The organism is Mesorhizobium sp. M1C.F.Ca.ET.210.01.1.1 (genome assembly GCF_004791585.1).
Lineage (GTDB): Bacteria > Pseudomonadota > Alphaproteobacteria > Rhizobiales > Rhizobiaceae > Mesorhizobium.
Map to the genome: position 1 here is coordinate 1 of NZ_SRUU01000062.1, position 14,941 is coordinate 14,941.

Consider the following 14,941-nt stretch of genomic DNA (forward strand, 5'->3'; position numbering starts at 1 on the left):
CAAGCTACTGCTTGATAACGATCGGGTTCGAGACAAATTGGATGAGCTCTGCAAGAGCGCACAGGAGAAGCGCGCCTATGCCAACCGGACCTAAAGCCAAAAGCGCCCCGCCGACATGATCGGCAATGCCGTCCGCGTCATGCGTATTGCCATTGGCGAGGAAACCGACGACGGCAGGAGCGCCGCCGCCAAAGAGCTTGGTTCGATGGGTGGAAAGAAGCGCGCCGCCAACATGACGCCAGAGCGGTGAGCCGAGATCGCTAAGAAGGCAGCTGAAAAGCGGTGGAAGAAGGAAGCCGATTGTACGATGTTTCCTCGGCTATCGGGGCATCGCCAACCGACGAGGCACCACAACGGCCTCGCCGCCCGGAGCACTGAACGTTTCGACATTTCGTTGAATTTCTGTTCCACAGGAAGGAAGAAGGGTTAGCACCTACGCACGCGCGTGGGAGTAAGCCTCCGGTGACGCTTTCAACTACCCACAAGTTCGGCCGCGTCTTCGAGAACGGGCTGCTGACTATTGCTTCGGTTGAATCTGCTGTGATTCTGTCCGTGGCTCCGAATCGCAACCGGGGCCCCGATGACCAAAACACGTCCGCAGAATTGGATGGACGAGGAGATTGCGGAAGGCCAACTTCCCGACAAGCGCTTGGACAAGCGCCTTCGTCAGGTTTTCGACCAGCGCAGCGTCTTCAGCCGCGCGAGCGTTCCGGCCTCGTCGGTTTCCATGAGGCGCGAATAGCCGATCACGTCCGCCGCGAGGATAGCGGCGAGGCGACGATGTTGACGGCCTTCGGCCATTCAACTTCCTTTCGAGTCACGATCAGCAATTCGTCAACTCGTACATTCTATGTAGCCCGTCTGGCAGCGGGGCGCCAGATTCGCTGGCCCCGAATGACCGGCTAGGGTCACGTCAGGAAGATGCCCACGGCCAACCTGAATGTCCGCTCTTGAAGATTCGCTGACCGAAGCGGCAGGTCTGCTCTCGGCTCCGGAGCGGTCGTTGGACTGCACTCGCGCTTCGGATTTCATATGCCCGCTTCGTCGTAGCGGTTTGGGTCACATTGTGAGGGCGACCATGTGCGCCGTGTGAAGGGCGCGACGTAACGCGCCTTTAAGGTAAGTGCTTGTTTTTGTTGCCGGCCGGTTGCTCGTTGCTCGCACTCAGCAGTGGCCGGGCCGAGTAGAAGCGCGTGGAGGGGCGTCATTTAACAGGAGGTGCAGCGAACCTGAACTGTACGCGCGCGACATCCGACGTCCGGGCGGTGCAGACCTAGGATTCCAAGGCGGCACTCGCTGACGATCCTTCGGTGCCACCAGAGGTATTCGGAAGGTGTCAGTGGGGTGGACCGAGGGTTCCGTCCTGTCCTGAGCGGTGCGGTCCAGGACGTCGTCAATATGAGCAAACCCTAACAGAACATTTCGCCGGGGACCGCGTTCGAAAGTTCACGTCCCAAAATGCTGTTCGCCGCCAAGGGACAGGGGAGCCCGGCCATCCACTCTCCAATGACGGGCTCTTCTGAATGCAGTGCAGCAATGACCGAACTCGCGATGCCCACCATATCGCGCTGCCGTGCGGCACGGGTCGGTGCCAGCCGAATTAGCTAATTTACTGGTATAATTTGCAGGCCGTCCGTACCGAGTAGACAATCATCGTCCTATAGCGATCCCGCCAGCGCGTTCTTGCTGGCCGCTGTCCTAGCGAAAATGCCTTCCGTTCGCTCTGGCGCCTGCCTGTTTGCTGGATAGCGGCAGGCATCGGCGGCGTGATCGCCAAACGGTTGAGCGTATTTGCCTATCGGCTTATATTAGCAACGAATTATATTGGCTTGAAGAAACACCTCCTCCAAGGGCTCGGCGTCGGAGTTCCGAAGCCAAGGTTGGGCCGCTCGTCGTCCATCCGGGCCGCCCTGTCGCTGATTGAGCCCGCGACAAGTTACGTCGCTTGGTTTTGACACAGGAGATGCCAAATGCGCATGTTCTTGCTCTTCATTCTACTGCTCGTACCTGTTCCGACTGCATCGTATGCCGGCGCCATCCACGACGCCGCGAAAGAGGGCGATGTCGCGGCGATCACGGCAGCGCTCGATGCAGGCGCCGGCGTAAATGAGAGCGATGAGAGCGACGTGCGCATGACACCACTCTATCTTGCGGTCAGGGGCGGGCATTTTGCGGCGGCAAAACTGCTCATTGAACGCGGTGCCGACGTCAACGCCGCCCCGACGCCTCTTTTGGGTCCTGCCCTCATGCCGGCTTTGGCAAAACGCAGGATCGATTTGATCAATCTGTTGCTGGGTGGGGGCGCAGATCCAAATTCGCACAGCAACCGGGAAAACGCCCTCCACCTCGCCGTCACTCTCGGTTGTCTCGACTGCGTGAAGGCACTGGTTGAGGCCGGCGCAGACGTAAATGCGAAGACAATGAACGGCAAGACGCCGCTCCATCTGGCAAAAAGCAGGGGGCAACGTGAAATTGCCGACTATCTCTTGTCGCACGGCGTCGTCTTGCCAACACCAGCCCCGATCTCAATGAAGTTGGCTTCTGCCGATGTCGAGAAAGGTCGAACCACCTTCACCCGCCTATGTGCCGGTTGCCACAATCACGAGCCACAGGGAGGGAACAAAACGGGACCGAACTTGTGGAGCGTCGTCGGCCGCGACAAGGCATCTATGGCAAATATGCGTTACTCCGACACCTTGCTGGGCTGGGAGGGTGTATGGACGTACGAGGACCTGAACAGATATCTCTTCGGGCCCATGCTCACCACGCCGGGCGTTAAGATGGAGGTGCCTGGTGTGCCGGACGAGACCGAGCGGGTTAACCTGATCGCCTACTTGCGCACACTCAGTGACAAGCCGATCCCGCTACCCTGACGCCCCGGTCAAACCCCGCCGGAGCGCGGTTCGGAGCTTCAAAGCGCCTTTGGACTGGAGCACAGAACACCGTGTCGATGACGAGAAGCCATCGACTAGTCGTATCGCTGATTGGCATGTCGCCGGTTGCGAGCGTTACTAAAGCCACCAAGCCAATGCCCACAGCAACCAGGTCGCTAAACGGTCGCACGACCGCGGGTGCCGGATCCCGCGAGGAATGACGGCAATGAGACCGACAATCGCGTAAACCGAAGGACTAGGAGCGAGGCAAGGTCGCCATTGGCCAGGAGGTGGCCGATAGCCCGAAAGATGATACCCGGGACGGTACTTTTTGAGTAACGGGATTATGAATGGAGTTGGAGCGGGACTGGTCAGCAAGCCCGATTGATCTCGATAGTTCCACGAAATCTCAAAATATCGTTTGTCGAAAATTTCCTTTTAAAATCAGCTTGGTAGATTTCTAACGGCCTGCGCGCCGGCTTTCATGGTCAAAAGAAACAAAAAACTAAGCTAGATCAATGATCTATCTGGATTAAGAACGATCGAGTGGGAATGATTCAGGCCCACCCAAACGCCGCCCATGGGCAGGCGTCGTTCGGTGACTTGTTGCCCGGCGGTTTCCACCGGTATCAATATCGCTGACCTGCAAATACTGCTGATGTGATAGCCCGCTCAAGGCACCCACTTACCCGGCCATGCCGGGTGCTTGCGATTTATCGCATGGTCTGCCCCGAATATCCGTAGTTGTGCCGCGCGTCGAAAATGTTTACTGTTAGGAAATAAAATGGAATCAGCGGGTGGCGGCAACATGGCGAAGACTCAAGCAGCAAGGAAAAATGGCAGATCGCCGGCTCCCGTCAAATCATCGGCCGCGGCGACACTTAGCGCGCTGCCGCGCAGCACTCCCCTCATTCAGGATCCTCACGCCGTTCGCGACATGCGCGAGAACGTGCTCGAAGTCGCGATTGGCCACGAGGTTCGCGCCTTTCGCAAGAAGCTCGGCATTACCGTTGCCGACCTTGCCGCGACCACAGGCCTCTCGCTCGGCATGCTATCCAAAATCGAGAATGGCATCACCTCGCCGTCATTGACCACGCTGAAGTTGTTGTCGCACGCGCTCGGAGTGCCGCTCACCGCATTCTTCCGCAGCTTCGAGGAAGAGCGTAAGGCCGTCTTCGTCAAGGCCGGATCGGGCGTGGATGTGGAACGGCGTGGCACGCGCGCGGGACACCAGTATACATTGCTAGGCCATATCGCTTCGGACACCAACGTCGTTGTTGAACCCTACCTCATTACGCTGACTGAAGACTCGGACGTCTTCCCAACCTTTCAGCATGATGGCATGGAGTTCCTCTACATGCTGGAAGGCGAGGTGGTTTACCGCCATGGCAGCAATCTCTATCGCATGACGCCAGGCGACAGTTTGTTCTTCGACGCCGATGCACCGCACGGTCCCGAAGAACTGACGCACTTGCCGATGCGATACCTGTCGATCATCTCCTATCCCGGCGGGCGCGGAAAAGGCTGACGTAAGCCCGCCAGGAGCGATTTCCCCTGCAGGACCATGCTGAGGTATTGCTCGCCTTGGCCTCAACGGATTGATCTCTACGACCGGCGAATGACTCTGATTAGCGCATGACCTCGAGCCGGAGGTTCGGAAAAAATCATGCGCAAGAATCAAGCACTACAACATGGCCTGGCGTCCAATAGCGCGCGCGGCGTTGTTGCGACCGCCATTCAAGCGTCTCGACTGGCCACCAATTGGGCGCCTTTGCGCATTTGGACGACCCTCGCCAGGCGCCTCGATTTCCATGGCTTCCTTAATAGTTGGCGTGGCTCCGCGCCGACATGCCGCGCGCGTCGGAAAGACCTGCGGCCGTTGAAAAGGATTACCCGGGGCTCCTTCCACCTCAAGCGGCGATGTTTTTCTACAGGAAAAAAAAATTCATGACAGTTGAATTGTGACTGGGAACCTGCTAGGCATTGCCATGGGTAACAATCAATCGAGGTGACCGGGATATGTGTGGGATTGTTGGACTCTTTCTGAAAGACAAATCACTTGAGCCGCGACTGGGCGCCCTCCTGTCGGAAATGCTGGTCTCATTGACCGACCGCGGCCCTGACAGCGCCGGCATAGCCATATATGACGGCGCAGCGGCGAAGGGGCGTGCCAAGATCACCATTCAGTCTTCGGCTCCCGCAGTGGATTTCCCTGGTCTCGAAGCGGAGCTTGGCAAGAAGATCGAAGCCAAAGTTTCGTCGACGGTGAAGTCTACCCACGCCGTCCTCGACATCCCTGCCGACAAGCTCGACGAAGCCCGTGTCGCGATCGCCGAACTGCACCCGAATGTGCGTGTCATGGGCGCCGGCGAAGCGATCGAGATCTACAAGGAGGTCGGCCTGCCGGCCGACGTGGTCAAGCGTTTCGACGTGACCAAGATGACCGGCAGCCACGGCGTCGGCCACACGCGCATGGCGACCGAATCCGCCGTAACCACGCTGGGCGCGCACCCCTTCTCGACCGGCCCGGACCAATGCCTGGTGCATAACGGCTCGCTGTCGAACCATAATAATCTTCGCCGTGAACTGATCCGCGAAGGCATGCGCTTCGAGACCGAAAACGACACCGAAGTCGCCGCCGCCTATCTCTCGTCCAAAATCGCTCATGGTCAGAACCTCGGCGAGGCGCTGCAGAGCAGCCTCGACGACCTCGACGGCTTCTTCACCTTCGTGGTCGGCACCAAGAACGGCTTCGGCGTGGTGCGCGATCCGATCTCCTGCAAGCCCGCCGTCATGGCCGAGACCGACCAGTATGTCGCCTTCGGGTCCGAATACCGCGCGCTCGCCAACCTGCCCGGCATTGACAATGCGAGGGTTTGGGAACCGGAGCCGTCCACCGTCTATTTCTGGGAGCACTGAGGATCATGAATATTTCGAATGTTGCCACGGCGCCATCGCGTGAAATGGACTTCGCGCGGCGGGTCTTCGACCTCGGCGAAAATTCACTGCGCGAGCTCAATCAGGCGCTGCACAATCTTGACCCCGGCTCGAACGAAACCTCCTGGGAAGTGCTCAACCCGAAAGGCAGCCATTCCGTCGCCGTCGGTGTCGACCAGCCGGTCGCTATCGATGTGCGCGGCAGCGTCGGCTATTACTGTGGCGGCATGAATGCCGGCGGCGCCATCACCGTCCACGGCTCCGTCGGCCCGGGCGTCGGCGAGAACATGATGTCGGGCTCGATCGTGGTCAAAGGCGATGCCAGCCAATACGCCGGCGCCACCGGCCGCGGCGGTCTGCTGGTCATCGAGGGCAACGCCTCGTCGCGCTGCGGCATCTCGATGAAGGGCATCAATATCGTTGTCCGTGGCAATATCGGCCATATGTCGGCCTTCATGGCCCAGTCGGGCAACCTGGTGGTGTTGGGCGATGCCGGCGATGCGCTCGGCGACTCGATCTATGAGGCGCGGCTGTTCGTCCGTGGCAAGGTCAAGAGCCTGGGCGCGGATTGCATCAAAAAGGAGATGCGTCCCGAGCACATCGCGCTCCTGCAGGATCTGCTCGACCGTGCCGGCATCAAGGATGCCAAGCCGGAAGAGTTCACTCGCTACGGCTCGGCCCGTACGCTTTACAACTTCAACATCGACAACGCTGACGCATACTGAGGGCGACCATGACCTACCACAATCCTCCGACGACGCCGCGCAAGTCAGCGACCTTCGACGACTACGCGATGTCGGAAATCCGCCGCGCCGCGGCAACCGGCATCTACGACATCCGTGGCTCCGGCGCCAAGCGCAAGGTCCCGCATTTCGACGACCTGCTGTTCCTTGGCGCCTCGATCTCGCGCTATCCGCTGGAAGGCTATCGCGAGCGCTGCGACACCTCAGTTGTGCTGGGCTCGCGCCACGCCAAGAAGCCGATCGAACTGAAGATCCCGATCACCATTGCCGGCATGAGCTTCGGCTCGCTTTCCGGTCCGGCCAAGGAAGCTCTCGGCCGCGGCGCAACCATCGCCGGCACCTCGACCACCACCGGCGACGGCGGCATGACCGAGGAAGAGCGCGGCCATTCCAAGCAACTGGTCTATCAATACCTGCCGTCGCGCTACGGTATGAACCCGCGTGACCTGCGCCGCGCCGACGCCATTGAGATCGTCGTTGGCCAGGGTGCCAAGCCCGGCGGCGGCGGCATGCTGCTTGGCCAGAAGATCTCCGATCGCGTGGCGGAAATGCGCACTCTGCCCAAGGGCATTGACCAGCGCTCAGCCTGCCGTCATCCCGACTGGACCGGCCCTGACGACCTTGAGATCAAGATCCTCGAAATCCGCGAAATCACCGACTGGGAAAAGCCGATCTACGTCAAGGTCGGCGGCGCTCGCCCTTACTACGACACCGCGCTTGCGGTAAAGGCCGGAGCTGATGTCGTGGTGCTCGATGGCATGCAAGGCGGCACCGCCGCCACGCAGGAAGTATTCATCGAACATGTCGGCCAGCCGACGCTCGCCTGTATCAGGCCCGCTGTGAAGGCGCTGCAGGACCTCGGCATGCATCGCAAGGTCCAGCTCATCGTTTCCGGTGGCATCCGCAACGGGGCCGATGTCGCTAAGGCGTTGGCGCTTGGCGCCGATGCCGTATCGATCGGCACCGCGGCCCTGATTGCGCTCGGCGACAATGATCCGCATTGGGAGGACGAATACCAAAAACTTGGCACGACCGCCGGCGCCTACGACGACTGGCATGAGGGCAAGGATCCGGCGGGCATCACCACACAGGACCCCGAGCTGATGAAGCGGGTCGACCCGGTCGTCGCCGGACGGCGGCTGGCGAATTACCTGAAGGTCATGACGCTCGAGGCGCAGACCATCGCACGTGCCTGCGGCAAAAATCACCTGCACAATCTCGAGCCCGAGGATCTCTGTGCTCTTTCGATCGAAGCAGCGGCCATGGCCGGTGTGCCGCTCGCGGGGACGAATTGGGTACCAGGGCAGGGTGGCTTCTAAAACCAGACGAATGGGAGCAGTAGACAATGAATAAGGCCTTTGAAGCCAAAATCGATCAGTCTGAGGGGACTGATCTCCAAGAGTTCGCAAGGGTTCGCAACGTCAAGTATTTCATGGTCTCGTATACGGATCTGTTCGGCGGTCAGCGCGCAAAGCTGGTGCCGGCGCAGGCCATCGGGGACATGCAGAAGGAGGGCGCCGGCTTCGCCGGCTTCGCCACCTGGCTTGACCTGACGCCCGCGCACCCCGACATGCTGGCGGTGCCGGATGCCTCTTCGGTGATACAGCTACCGTGGAAGCCGGAAGTCGCCTGGCTCGCTTCGGACTGCCTGATGGAGGGCAAGGGCGTCGCTCAGGCGCCGCGCAATAGCCTCAAGCGGCTCGTTGCTGAAGCCGCCAAGGAAGGCATGCGCGTGAAGACTGGCGTCGAGCCGGAATTCTTCCTTGTCACGCCCGACGGTAAGCAGATCAGCGACGAGTACGATACGGCCTCGAAATCCTGCTACGACCAGCAGGCGGTGATGCGTCGCTATGACGTTATCGCCGAAATCTGCGACGCCATGCTCGACCTTGGCTGGCAGCCCTATCAGAACGACCATGAGGATGCGAACGGCCAGTTCGAGATGAATTGGAAATTTGACGATGTGCTGGCCACAGCCGACAAGCACTCCTTCTTCAAATTCATGGTCAAGTCGATTGCCGAAAAGCACGGCCTGCGAGCGACCTTCATGCCGAAGCCCTTCCAGGGCCTCACAGGTAGCGGTTGCCATGCCCATATCTCGGTATGGGATCTCAGCGGCAAGACCAATGCTTTCGCCGACAAGGAAATGGAGTTGGGTCTGTCGGAAAAGGGCAGACACTTCCTGGGCGGCATCATGAAGCATGCCTCGGCGCTGGCCGCGATCACCAACCCGACGGTCAATTCCTACAAGCGCATCAATGCGCCGCGCACCATTTCGGGCGCCACCTGGGCGCCGAACACGGTGACCTGGACCGGCAACAACCGCACCCACATGGTGCGCGTGCCCGGTCCCGGCCGCTTCGAACTGCGCCTGCCCGACGGCGCGGCCAACCCCTACCTGATGCAGGCGGCCATCATCGCCGCCGGCCTCAGCGGCATCCGCACCAAGGCTGATCCAGGTCAACGCAGCGACATCGACATGTACAAGGACGGACACACCGTCACGCATGGCGCCAAGCTGCCGCTCAATCTGCTCGACGCGCTTCGCGCTTATGACGATGACGCCGAGTTGAAGGCTGCTATGGGCGAGGAATTTTCCGCCGCCTACATCAAGCTCAAGACCCAGGAGTGGAACGCCTACGCCTCGCACTTCACCCAGTGGGAGCGCGACAACACGCTGGACGTCTAGCTGTTTGCCGGGCCCAGCGTCCGATCTACGAATTGGGCGCTGGGCGCACCACCTGACATTTCGCCGGAACAACTGCGATGAAATATTCGATCTTTTCGCTCGCCAAGGCGGCACTGTCCGGACACAAGGGATGGACGCGGGCGTGGCGCGATCCGGCACCCAAGAACCGGTATGACGTGGTCATCATCGGCGGCGGCGGCCACGGACTGGCGACGGCCTATTTCCTCGCCCGTGAATACGGCATCCGCAATGTCGCCGTGCTGGAGAAGGGCTGGATCGGCTCCGGCAATGCCGGCCGCAATACCACCATCATCCGCTCCAACTACGGTTTGCCCGGCAATACCGGCTTCTACGAATTGTCGATGAAGCTGTGGGAGCGCATGGAGCAGGACCTCAACTACAACACGATGGTCAGCCAGCGCGGCATCATCAACCTCTACCACTCCGACGCGCAGCGCGATGCCTTCGCCCGCCGCGGCAACACCATGCGAATCAATGGCATCGATGCCGAGTTGCTCGACGCCGAGCAAATCCGCAAGGAATTGCCGTTCCTGAACTATAACAATTCCCGCTTCCCGATCATGGGCGGTCTCTTGCAGCGGCGCGCAGGTACCGCTCGCCATGACGCCGTCGTCTGGGGTTATGCGCGCGCCGCCAGTGAAGGCGGCGTCGACATCATCCAGAATTGCGAGGTCACCGGTTTCGTGCGCGACGCCAGCGGCAGGGTGACCGGTGTCGAGACCTCGCGCGGCAGGATCGGCGCCGGCAAGGTCGGTATGGCGGTCGCCGGCTCTTCGTCGCGGGTCGCCGCGATGGCCGGCATGAAGCTGCCAATCGAAAGCCACGTGCTGCAGGCCTTTGTCTCCGAGGCTATCAAGCCGCTCATCCCGGGTGTCATCACCTTCGGCGCCGGCCACTTCTATGTCAGCCAGTCGGATAAAGGCGGGCTGGTCTTCGGCGGCGACCTCGACGGCTACAATTCCTACGCCCAGCGCGGCAACATGCCGGTCATGGAGGATGTCTGCGAGGGCGGCATGGCCATCATGCCGATGATCGGCCGCGTGCGCATGCTGCGGCAGTGGGGTGGCATCATGGACATGTCGATGGACGGCACGCCGATCATCGACAAGACACCGGTCGACGGCCTCTATCTCAACGCCGGCTGGTGCTATGGCGGCTTCAAGGCAACGCCGGCATCGGGACTCGTCTTCGCCCATCTTCTGGCACGCGACGAACCGCATTCGGAGGCCGCGCTGTTCCGCCTCGACCGGTTCCGCCGTGGCGCGATGATCGATGAAAAGGGCCAGGGCGCCCAGCCGAACCTTCACTGAAAGAGAGACCGGTTCAATGCGTATTGCATGTCCTTTCTGCGGTGAGCGTGAGAATGGCGAGTTCACCTATCTTGGCGATGCCTCGCCCAAGCGGCCCAACTTCGCCGTCGACGGCGGGGAGAGCCCCGAACGTGTCGAGGATGCCTTCCACGACTACGTCTACCTGCGCGACAATCTGGCGGGTGTGATGCGCGAGTATTGGTACCACGGCGGCGGCTGCCGTTCCTGGCTCGTGGCCGAGCGCAACACCGTCACCCATGAATTTGTTTCCGTGACGGCGGCACCGGGTGCGGGCGCCGCCTTGGCGGCGCGGGCAGGAGAATGACCATGTCGGGGTATTCGCAATCCGAGCCGCTCGCCAGAACAGCGCGGGAGGAGGCCAACATCCGCACGGCGGTCACGTCCGCCAGCCAGTCGCACCGGCTGCCCGGTGACGGCATGATCGACCGGCGGTCGCCGCTCCGGTTCTCCTTCGACGGCAAGGCTATGACCGGATTTGCCGGCGACACACTGGCTTCCGCACTCGTCGCCAACGGCGTCAAGCTCGTGGCGCGGTCGTTCAAGTATCACCGCCCGCGCGGCATCGTCACCGCCGGCTCTGAGGAGCCGAGCGCGCTGGTAGAGATGCGCACCGGCGCCCGACGCGAGCCGAACACGAGGGCGACCACGCAGGAACTGTATGACGGGTTGATCGCGAACAGCCAGAACCGCTGGCCATCGCTGCGTCACGACTTGATGTCGATCAACCAGTTGTTCGCGCCGATCTTCGTCGCCGGATTCTACTACAAGACCTTTATGTGGCCGGCGAAGTTCTGGGAATCGATCTACGAGCCGATGATCCGCCGCGCCGCCGGTCTCGGCAAGAGTGCCGAATTGCCTGACCCAGACCACTACGACAAGGCCTGGGCTCATTGCGACGTGCTGGTTGTCGGGGGCGGTCCCGCCGGCCTGTCGGCGGCGCTTGCTGCCGGCCGCGCCGGGTCGCGTGTCATTCTCGTGGAAGAGGATACCTTGCTGGGCGGTCGTCTGCTCGGTGACGGCGGCGAGATCGATGGCATGGATGCCAGGGAGTGGCTGCGTAGCACAACACGCGAACTCGTTTCTCTGCCCAATGTCCGGATCATGACCAGGACGGCCCTGTTCGGCGTCTACGATGGTGGTACCTACGCCGCGCTCGAGCGCGTCAGCGACAACGTCGCGATGCCGGATCGCCATCAGGTGCGACAGCGGCTCTGGCGCATCGTCGCTAGGCGCTCGGTGGTGACCGCCGGTGCGATTGAACGACCGATCGTCTTTCCTGGCAATGATCGGCCAGGCGTCATGATGGCCTCCGCCGTCCGCACCTATGTCAATCGCTTCGCGGCTCTGCCAGGCAAGCGTGTGGCGTTGTTTACCAATAATGATGATGGCTGGCGCACGGCCGAGATCATCCAGCGGGCTGGCGCCCACATCGTGGCGGTGATCGACCCCCGCCGCGAGGTGCCGGCGCAGCACCGGAGGCTTGTCGATACTTACGATCTGCGCGTGCTTGCTGGCGTCGTGTCCGATGTAAAGGGCGGCGTTGACGGCGTCCGCAGCATCGTCGTGACCAACGACAGAAATGGCCAGACGCAACGGGTCGAAACTGACTGCCTTGCCGTTTCGGGAGGGTGGAATCCGAATGTCGGCTTATCTTGCTTCCATCGTGGCAAGCCGATCTGGCGCGAGGATATCGCGGCCTTCGTGCCGGGCGGTGCGCCAAAGGGGATGGCCACGGCTGGTGCTGCCAATGGCGAGCTCTCACTCGGCGCCTGCCTTCGCGACGGGCATAGCGCAGGTGCCAAGGCGGCCGCCGAATGCGGTGCCGCCGGAAAGCCGGGGGAGGCATCGAAAGCCGACGAAGAAGGCTACGGAATCGCGCCGCTCTGGCATGTCAAAGGTAAGGGCAAGGCGTTCGTCGACTTTCAGCACGACGTTACCGCGTCCGACGTGACGCTGGCGCAGCGTGAAGGCTTCGAGAGCGTCGAGCATTTGAAGCGTTACACCACGCTCGGAATGGCGACCGACCAGGGCAAGACGTCCAATATCAACGGCCTCGCAATCATGGCGGAAGCGACCGGCCGCACGATCCCGGAAACCGGCACTACGATCTACCGGCCGCCCTACGCACCCGTCGCCATAGGCGCCATCGCCGGCCATCATCGCGACGAGAACTTCCATGCCTGGCGGTTGACACCGTCGCATCATTGGGCCGCCAAGCAAGGCGCGGTGTTCGTCGACACCGGGCTGTGGAAGCGGGCGCAATGGTACCCGCTTGCCGGCGAGAAGGACTGGCTGGAATCGGTAAGCCGCGAAGTGCTGGCCGTGCGCAACGGCGTCGGCTTCTGCGACGTCTCCACGCTCGGCAAGGTCGACGTCCGCGGCGCGGATGCAGGTGTCTTCCTCGATCGCGTCTATATCAACGCCTTTTCCTCTCTCGCCGTGGGCAAGGCGCGCTATGGCTTGATGCTGCGCGAAGATGGCATCGTCTATGACGACGGCACGACCTCGCGGCTCGCCGAGGATCACTATTTTCTCACCACCACCACTGCCAAGGCCGGTCTGGTGATGCAGCATCTGGAATTCTGCCGGCAGGTATTGTTCCCGGACCTCGATGTTCAGCTGACCAGTGCTACTGACCAGTGGGCGCAGTTCTCCATCGCTGGGCCGAACGCCCGCAAGCTGCTGCAGGATCTGGTCGACCCGTCGGAAGATCTCACCAACGAGGGCTTCCCATTCATGGGCGCCCGTGAAGTCAAGCTGCGCGGTGGCGTGATTGCTCGGCTGTTCCGCATCTCGTTCTCCGGCGAAATGGCCTTCGAGATTTCGGTGCCGGCGCGCTACGGCGCGGCGATGGCCGAGAACCTGATGATCGCTGGCAAGCCCTATGGCGTAACGCCTTACGGGACTGAAGCGCTCGGCGTCATGCGCATCGAAAAGGGGCATGTCGCCGGGCCCGAGCTCAATGGCACGACCACCGCTGACGACCTTGGCCTTGGTAAGATGATGTCGAAGAAGAAGGACTTTATCGGCCGTGTCATGGCCGGGCGCGAAGCGCTGATTGCGCCGAACCGGCAGGTGGTCGTTGGCGTCAAGCCCACGGACAAGGCGCGGCGCCTGCGTTCGGGCGCGCACGTTGTCCCCAAGGGCGAGACCCCTGGCCCGAAAACGGATCAAGGCTATGTCACCTCGGTCTGCTTCTCGCCGGTGCTTGACCAGTGGATCGGCCTTGGTCTGGTCGAGCGCGGGCGCGAGCGCATCGGCGAGATCGTTCGCATCCATGATCCGCTGCGGAGCGAGGACTACGAGGCCGAGATCTGCAGCCCGGTCTTCTACGATCCCGAAGGAGTGCGTCAGCGTGGCTGATTTTTCCTGGAACACCCAATCGGCGCTGGAGAAGGCGCTCGTCCCCGGTCGTCACGGCGTGGCCGGCACGCAGGCAGGCGTCACGCTGGAGGAGGTGCGCGACATCAGCCTCGTTCAGGTGATGGCGCGGCGCGGCAGAGCGGCCGAGACCGCAAAGGCCGCCAAGAAGCTGTTTGGCATTGAGCCGCCCCGCGCTCCCGGCGCAGCAGTGGCCCGGAATGCTACGCTGATCTGGTCGGGCCCGGACCAGTTCATTGTCTTCTCTGCACGACAGGCAGACGGTCAATTTGCCAAAGTGTCAAAGGCGTTTGCCGGCATCGCGTCGCTCTCCGATCAGTCGGACGGTCGCTGCCTCATCCGGATTGGCGGACCTCGCGCTCGCCAGGCGCTTGCGAAGTTCTGCTCGTTGGACCTGGATGACAAGGCGTTTCCGCTGGGCGCCGCGGCGACAACCTCGATCGACCATACGGCGATGAATATCTGGCGCGAGGCTGATGGCACGGACGGACACGCCGTCTTCAACATGCTCGTCTTCACCAGCTTCGCCGACAGCCTTTGGCACATGATCCTGGACTCTTCCCTTGAATATGGGGTTCAGGCATCCTCGGCTCACGCCGCATAGTTCTGCTGAGCCGTTTGCACATCGGCTGAGACAAAACCCATTTCGACGCGGCTATTCGCCGTTGCGCATTGACCGCGCAGCGGTGGTTTCGCTGATCTGGCTTAGCCGACATCCTGGCAACCACCCCAACAAGAAAGTCTTGGCACGATGTGCCAAGACTTAAAGGGCGCTCCGTGGTCTAGCGCCTTGGGGAGAGCGCGGATTTCCCTAGAACAGACCTTCGATCTGACCTTGTTCGTTGAGGAAGATCTTTTCCGAGGACGGCGCCTTGGGCAGGCCGGGCATGGTCATGATCTCGCCGCAGATGATGACGACGAAACCGGCGCCGGCCGAGAGCCTGACCTCGCGCACCGGCACGGTGT

The 14,941-nt window shown here is 61.5% G+C and carries 13 protein-coding genes; 11 read left to right on the forward strand and 2 right to left on the reverse strand.

The features are described from left to right. Positions 1–115: 115 nt before the first annotated feature. Positions 116–250 (forward strand): hypothetical protein, encoded by a 135-nt coding sequence (locus tag EN853_RS35215; RefSeq protein WP_281061492.1) that lies wholly within the window; start codon positions 116–118, stop codon positions 248–250. 416 nt (positions 251–666) lie between these two features. Here the strand turns inward: EN853_RS35215 and EN853_RS35220 are convergent, their stop codons facing one another. Further along, positions 667–801: a hypothetical protein gene (locus EN853_RS35220; RefSeq protein ID WP_281061495.1), complete on the reverse strand. Its 135-nt coding sequence runs from the start codon at positions 799–801 to the stop codon at positions 667–669. Positions 802–1,970: 1,169 nt separating this feature from the next. Here EN853_RS35220 and EN853_RS32405 point away from each other — a divergent pair. From EN853_RS32405 to EN853_RS32450, 10 genes are all read left to right on the forward strand, one after another. Further along, positions 1,971–2,873 (forward strand): ankyrin repeat domain-containing protein, encoded by a 903-nt coding sequence (locus EN853_RS32405; RefSeq protein WP_127862965.1) that lies wholly within the window; start codon positions 1,971–1,973, stop codon positions 2,871–2,873. Between the two features lie 808 nt (positions 2,874–3,681). Then, entirely contained in the window at positions 3,682–4,401 is a 720-nt protein-coding gene (locus EN853_RS32410) for a helix-turn-helix domain-containing protein (protein WP_127862968.1), read from the forward strand. 491 nt (positions 4,402–4,892) lie between these two features. Next, a complete protein-coding gene (locus tag EN853_RS32415; RefSeq protein WP_127862964.1) occupies positions 4,893–5,792 on the forward strand; it encodes a glutamine amidotransferase family protein in 900 nt (299 codons plus the stop codon). Positions 5,793–5,836: 44 nt separating this feature from the next. Beyond that, positions 5,837–6,535 carry a GXGXG domain-containing protein gene (locus EN853_RS32420; protein ID WP_127862967.1) on the forward strand — a complete coding sequence of 233 codons (699 nt, stop codon included), beginning with the start codon at positions 5,837–5,839 and terminating at the stop codon, positions 6,533–6,535. An 8-nt stretch (positions 6,536–6,543) separates the two neighbouring features. Further along, complete coding sequence (locus tag EN853_RS32425; protein ID WP_126101810.1) at positions 6,544–7,872, forward strand: FMN-binding glutamate synthase family protein; 1,329 nt, start codon at positions 6,544–6,546, stop codon at positions 7,870–7,872. A 26-nt stretch (positions 7,873–7,898) separates the two neighbouring features. After that, entirely contained in the window at positions 7,899–9,242 is a 1,344-nt protein-coding gene (gene glnT, locus EN853_RS32430; RefSeq protein ID WP_127862963.1) for a type III glutamate--ammonia ligase, read from the forward strand. Positions 9,243–9,319: 77 nt separating this feature from the next. Next, the gene (locus EN853_RS32435) at positions 9,320–10,573 is read left to right on the forward strand and encodes a sarcosine oxidase subunit beta family protein (protein WP_127862962.1); all 1,254 of its coding nucleotides are present in this window, start codon (positions 9,320–9,322) and stop codon (positions 10,571–10,573) included. 16 nt (positions 10,574–10,589) lie between these two features. Further along, positions 10,590–10,898 carry a sarcosine oxidase subunit delta gene (locus tag EN853_RS32440; protein ID WP_126085532.1) on the forward strand — a complete coding sequence of 103 codons (309 nt, stop codon included), beginning with the start codon at positions 10,590–10,592 and terminating at the stop codon, positions 10,896–10,898. Between the two features lie 113 nt (positions 10,899–11,011). Next, on the forward strand, positions 11,012–13,957 hold the full coding sequence (locus EN853_RS32445) for a sarcosine oxidase subunit alpha family protein (RefSeq protein WP_245517252.1): 2,946 nt from the start codon (positions 11,012–11,014) through the stop codon (positions 13,955–13,957). After that, on the forward strand, positions 13,950–14,579 hold the full coding sequence (locus tag EN853_RS32450) for a sarcosine oxidase subunit gamma family protein (protein ID WP_127862960.1): 630 nt from the start codon (positions 13,950–13,952) through the stop codon (positions 14,577–14,579). Before EN853_RS32445 ends, EN853_RS32450 begins: the two co-directional genes overlap by 8 nt. 207 nt (positions 14,580–14,786) lie before the next feature. On the opposite strand, the gene EN853_RS32455 is transcribed toward EN853_RS32450, so the two are convergent. After that, positions 14,787–14,941 (reverse strand): formate--tetrahydrofolate ligase (locus EN853_RS32455; RefSeq protein WP_135856008.1); only part of this gene is annotated, 155 nt, incomplete at its 5' end.